This window comes from Hallella faecis (assembly GCF_018789675.1).
Classification (GTDB): domain Bacteria; phylum Bacteroidota; class Bacteroidia; order Bacteroidales; family Bacteroidaceae; genus Prevotella; species Prevotella faecis.
This window is the reverse complement of record NZ_JAHKBE010000083.1, coordinates 1-6,667: the sequence shown is the minus strand read 5'-3', so window position 1 is coordinate 6,667 and position 6,667 is coordinate 1. Positions and strand designations below refer to the sequence as shown.

The window sequence follows — 6,667 nt, the reverse complement described above, 5'->3', positions numbered from 1 at the left end:
AATGGTCCAAATCCGTAGCCGAAATGATTCAATTTCGGCTCTTATTGTTTTGTGGATTATACTTATCTTTGACCCCAAATATGACTCACATTATTCATTAAATTATATGATATTATGAGAAATCTATTAGGAATCCTTGCAATTGCATTGTCGTTGATGCCAAGTGCGATGTTTGCTCAGGTGAGCAACAACAATGAGGACGGAGCATACAAGACAGAACGCCATGACCATAGGGCATTCCGTCAGGGAGAAGTAATCGTAAAGTTCAAGACCGGCAGTGCTATGGGCAACATGGCAAGAAGCAGCTCGCGCGTATCTGCCGTAAGTTCAATGAGCAGGGTGATGTCAGAGATCGGTGCAACAGCCATCGAACCACTCATGCCATTGACAGGCGAACTGAAACAAAATGCAGCCCGATCAGCAAAGGGATTCAACGGTAAAGATGTAGAGATAAAAGACATGTCAACACTCTATACCGTCCGCTTCGACGAAACAAAACAGCAGGATGTGCACGCCGTTGTTGACAAACTGAAGACAATAGACGACGTAGAGTTTGCCGAGCCAAACTACCTCGTTTATACCACCGCCACTGGCGATGGCGACCTCTACAATAAAGACCCACTCTATAACAACAACGGTCACTGGGGCATCACTGGTATAAATATCTACAACCTGTGGAACACACCGAAGATAACAAACAAGCGTCCTGTCATCGCCATCCTCGATACTGGTATTGACATCACACACCCAGACCTTGCAGCCAATATCTGGACAAACAAGCTTGAGAATGAAGGTGCAGAAGACAGAGATGACGATGCCAACGGATTCAAGGATGACATCCACGGTTGGGACTTCGTGAACAACAGTCCTCGCATCCGCGACAACAACGGTCATGGCACCCACTGTGCAGGAATCGCTGCTGCCGTAGGTGGCAATGGTATCGGTGCTGCAGGTGTGAACCCTGATGCATGGATCATGCCTGTCACCGTGATGCAGAGCGACGGTACGGGTGACGTAGCCACCATCATCAAGGGTATTGACTATGCCGTAGCCAATGGCGCAGATGTTATTAGTATGTCATTCGGTGGATACAGCAACTCAATGGCAGAGGAGCAGGCTCTTGCACATGCCTACGCAACAGCGATTCTTGTTGCTGCTGCGGGTAATGATGGCTTGTGCATGAATCATGCTCATCCTGAGAGAGGACAAATGGCTCCTGCTCCGATGTTCCCTGCAGCCTATACATTCGTTCTCGGTGTACAGTCATCACACAGTGGTGGTGGCTTGGCAAGTTTCAGCAACTATGATGATGATGGAGCATTCTACTCTGGCCATGGTGAGGATAAACTTTACAACTACGAGATTACTGCTCCTGGTGTTAAGATTATCAGTACTTTCCCTAATGGCCAGTACAAGGAACTTAGTGGTACATCAATGGCATGTCCTGCAGTTGCCGGTGCCATCTCTCGACTGATGCAATGTAAGGAACTCGGCAGCAAGGAGGAACTCTTCGGTGACCTTATCAACAGCAAAACTGCTAATGGCAACCTTGACATCTACAAGGCATACCAGATGAGTGATGCTAACCGTAAGCCAACACTCAGCCTTATCACATATAACCTTGACGATGCCGCAGGTGATGGCGACGGTCGTGCAGATGCTGGCGAGACAATTGATATCTATCCTGTTCTCCGCAACTCATGGGGCTCAGCAAAGAATATTCGTGTCTCTATTGAATTGGCAGAGACAGAGGATCCTGAAATTGTGCAGATAATCAATGGCACCGCTGATTTCGGTTCAGACCTAAGCAGCTATGCTAAGGCGACAAGTGCTAATCCTCTACGTATAAAGATTAATGACAACTGTGCTGATGGTCGCCATATTTGTCTTGTCCTCAAAGCTACTTGTGATAATATCACTGAGGATGTTAAACAGAATGTGATGATTAAGGCAGAGAATGGTGTGGAAATAGGCGGCATCGTAGCTGACGATATGACACTTCATGAGGGTGTGCATTATATCGTAACACAGAGTATTGCTGTTCCACAGGGTGTTACTTTAACAATTGAACCGGGTGCTGTCTTGAAATTTAAGGATGGTACAGCTTTTCATTGCGAAGGAACTTTGATAGCAGTTGGTACTCCAAAAAAGATGATTGTATTTACAAGTGCTGATGGGGACTTAGGAAAGTATGGTCCTCTGGAATTCAATAACAATACGGTAAAATATGCTTTGATTGAAAACAGAAAAATAGTAAGCAGTGAATCGGAGCAATGGGGTTTAATTTATTCAGGAACATTAGATAATTGTATAATAAAAGATTGTTATACAGAATATCCATTCAATGGATATACAAATATACTCAACAGCAATATAACAAACATTGAAGCGAATATAGGGTATAATCAATCGATACATTTTACCAATTGTAATGTTGTAGGTAACTTAGCCTCTGCAGATTATATCGATTGTTACTTACAACTTAATGATTTTAAGTCTTCAAATATTTTAGGAAATGCATTTGGCGATTATATAGCAAGCGTAGGATATAACAGCTCTAATGTATCAGTGTTGAGACAAGAAGAGCAGAATTATTTAGGATCTTCTAAGAATTCAATACTGCGTAACTATATTATGGATATGAACCATCCGATTTACTCTAATGGTTATGGCGCAGTAGATTTGGACTATGTTGCAAAAACTCCTAATCCAGAGGCCCACGGCATCGTATGGAAGGTAGTTGTCAATGGCAAGGACGCACTGGATGAGTTTGATGAACTCGCACCTCTCGGCGTAGGCAAGCACAAGTTTGAGGTATATTTCAACCGTCCTATGAACAAGGCTGTTGCACCTACTATCTCAATGGGTGTTCGCCCTCCATATGCATCAATCAGCATTGCAGAGGAAGGTGAGAACAGCGGATGGAACGAGGCAGGCGATATTTACACCGCATACCTTACTATCAATGGAAAAACAAACGCAGACGGACTGAACCGTATCCGCGTTTATGGTGCAGAGGATGATGAATACTTTGAGATACCAGAAGAGAAGTATCGCTTTAATGTGATGGTGCAGAAGGCAGGTTCTATGTCAACTGGTCTGATGGCTGAGGCAGGACTTGGCAAGGTCTCACTGACATGGGAAACTGCAGAGGAGGACTTTGCCGACCTTATGGGATACAACGTATATCGCTATGAGGATGACCCTGAGAAGGTAAAACAGATAAACGAGACTCTCGTTGACGCAACAGAGACAGAGTTCGTTGATTATGACGTAGTTCCTGGTACCACCTATTATTATATGGTAAAGGAGATGGGTACCGACCTTCAGCAGCATGACGTGAGCAATGTCGTAGCCGCTACTCCTCTCACGGCACAGAAGGGTGATGCAAATGGCTCAATGAGTGTCGATGTGGCTGACGTAGTAACGGAAGTGAACTACCTCACCAATCAGAACCCACAGCCATTCATCTTCGAGGCTGCCGATGTAAACTCAGACAACGCGGTGAACATCCTTGACGTAGTGGGGACAGTGAACATCATCATGACTCCAGAGGCAGGAACATCAAGTGTGGGCAACACTGCAACATTCACCGTAGAGGACGGCATACTGTATGTTGACGCAACAACACCTCTCGGTGGTGTGCAGGTATCAGTAGCAGCACCTTCGGGCACTGAGTTTGAGACAATGGAAGGCCTCAATGGTATGGAGCACGCAGGCAGCTGGATGAACGAGAACGAGTATATGCTGTTGGCTTACTCAATGAGCGGTAAGACAATAGGCATCGGCAAGCAGCCACTGCTCCGCATCGGTGATGCAGAAGTGAAGAGCATCGTTGCCAGCGACGCACGCGGTAAGAATGTACTTGCTGTGAACGGCGCAACGACAAGCATCGACGAACTGCCATTCGGCATTGACAACTTCAAGAATGCCGAGATGCGTTACTACGACCTCTCTGGTCGAATGATAAACAGCAAGGCAGCCCAGAAGAGCGGTATGTATATCCAGAGCCTGTTCATCAACGGCAGATGTGTGAAGAGTTATAAAGTGATGAAGTAAGAAACACTTCTGCCAATGAAAAGATTATTAATAGGACTTTTATCTGCAATAGGCTTCGCATTGCCTTTGTCTGCGGATAATGTCGTCTCTGTCTCATCGCCTGGCGGACAGCCGGGTGATGAGGTGGAGCTGACGTTGTCAATGCAGAACACGGACGATGTAGTTGCTGCGGAGATAAGGATTCCGTTGGATCAATACGTCAAGTATGTTGATGGCTCGGCAACGCTCAATGCTGAGCGTAGCGATGGTCATCAGATTTCTGCATCGGGCGCTGACAACGAGTTGCGTGTGTATGTATATAGCATAGGCAATAAACCGATAAAGGGAAACAGTGGTGTACTGGCTACTGTGCGTCTGAAACTTGGGAACAAAGCTGAGAAACTCACGCTAACACCAACGACAGTGCTGAGTAATGCCAGCGGACAGAGTCTTGCTGTGGGTGCGCAGACTGGACAGGTGACGATTCTTGCTCCACATCTCACTGTGACGACCTCGCAGATAAACTATGGACATATTCCTATCCGTAGTACATACACAAAGACATTGACACTGAAGAATACAGGTACGAAGACTCTGAATGTGAGTGATATCACGTTCTCTGCATCGGAGTTGAGTGCTACGGACAGAAGCTTTAGCATTGAACCGAATGCGAGCCGTAATGTCACGGTGACGTATGCGCCAGTGAAGCATGGTGTAATAAATGCTACGGCAACAATAACTTCGGATGCCATTAACGAAGAGAATACGGCTGCTATTGTGGCAGACCCATATTCGGTGAATGAGCTTCATATTGGTAATGCTGATGGCAATAGTGATACTGAGGTTACTGTAGATGTGACGATGAACAACATGGAGCCAATTGTTGCTGCTCAGTGGTCGTTTACATTGCCTGATGCATTGAAATATGTAGAGGGCAGTGTAACCGCAGGCACTCATGCAGAGGAATTGTCGGCTACAGCAATGGTATCCGGCAAGAAACTGACGGTGTTCCTCTATTCGCAGAACAATACCCCGATTCCTGAGGGTAACGGAAGCATAGCCAGTTTCAAGGTCAGTCTGCAGGGACAGTCGGGTACTTACTATCTGACTCCTTCGGACATAACACTGAGTAACATCGCTATGGAGAACATGGTATCAGCAAGCACGAGGGGAACGGTGAATATAAAGAGTCCTGAGATTTCCACAAACTCTTCTCTTATAATGCCTGAGAGTCCTGTAACGGAAACCGTAACGCAGACTTTCGCCATCAGGAATAGTGGACAGACAGCGATGACTGTCAGCAAGGTGACGTTCCTGAATGAAGGATTCAGCATCGTGGAGGAAATGCCAATGACGATAGGTGCCAATGTGACAAAGAATATCACTGTTCAGTATCAGCCATCAAAGGCAGGAAACTATTCCACAACAATGCAGATATACACCAACGATCCAGAAACACGAATGAAGTCGGTCGCTGTGTCGGGTGTGACATATGAACCTAATACAGTTTCTATAGATGGTGCGTGGGCTGAGGATAGGTCGGCATACATTGCAAACATTGCAGTAGAGAACTATACAGAACTCGTTGCTGCGCAGATGGATATTCATCTTCCTGTGGGTGCTTCTATTAATGATGTCGCAAATGCGTTAACGAATACAGATCGCCTTGCAGGTCTTTTATCTACTATTGCGAAGATTGATGATTCAACCTATCGTATTGTAGTATTCTCATTTAATAACACTCATTTCAAGGGTAATAGCGGAAACATCCTGTCTCTAAAGATTGATGTTGGCGATGTGTATTCTATGGCAAACAAGCAGATACTCATTGATAATATCAAACTGAGTAGTGCAAACGGAAAAGATTTTTCGTCGGCAAATGAAGCTACGACTGTTTTGCCTGATGTGGCTGCAGCAGAAGCGACTGCTTTCAAGACAGCTCATGCGACAATCCTTGGTAAGACCACAGAGACAGTAACATCTTCTGATCTTCCTGCAATCGCATCTGCATTGAATGATTATGGTCAGTTAGCAGATGCTGTTAAGGCAAAGTTAGTTCCAGAGAAAAATTTGCTTGATGCATTGAAGGCAAAAGCCGAGGAAATCAAGGCTGCTGAAGAAGCTGATGCAGCTGCAACTGCCGAGGCAAATACCTTCAAGACAGCTCATGCGACAATCCTTGCAAAGACAGTAGATACAGTAGCATCTTCAGATCTCCCTGCAATCACTACCGCATTGACAGCCTATGAGGAACTCTCTGATGCCGCTAAAGCAAAGCTGGTAGATGGCGAGAAATCATTGCTTGATGCCCTGAAAGCAAAGGCTGAGGAAATCAAGGCTGCTGAAGAAGCTGATGCAGCTGCAACTGCCGAGGCAAATACCTTTAAGACAACTCATGCGACAATTCTTGGCAAGACCACAGAGACAGTAACATCTTCCGATCTTCCAGCAATAAACGCAGCATTGACAGACTATGAGGAACTCTCTGATGCAGCTAAAGCAAAGTTGGTAGATGGCGAGAAGTCATTGCTTGATGCGTTAAAGGCAAAAGCCGAGGAAATCAAGGCAGCTGAGGAAGCTGATGCAGCTGCAACTGCCGAGGCAAATACCTTTAAGACAACTCATGCGA

At 45.6% G+C, this 6,667-nt stretch carries 2 protein-coding genes; both read left to right on the top strand.

All coding sequences use genetic code 11. The features are described from left to right. Positions 1-114 precede the first annotated feature (114 nt). A complete protein-coding gene (locus KM934_RS12050) occupies positions 115-4,059 on the top strand; it encodes a S8 family serine peptidase (RefSeq protein WP_215760849.1) in 3,945 nt (1,314 codons plus the stop codon). A gap of 15 nt (positions 4,060-4,074) precedes the next feature. Further along, a partial coding sequence (locus KM934_RS12045) for a choice-of-anchor D domain-containing protein (protein ID WP_215760848.1) occupies positions 4,075-6,667 on the top strand: 2,593 nt, incomplete at its 3' end.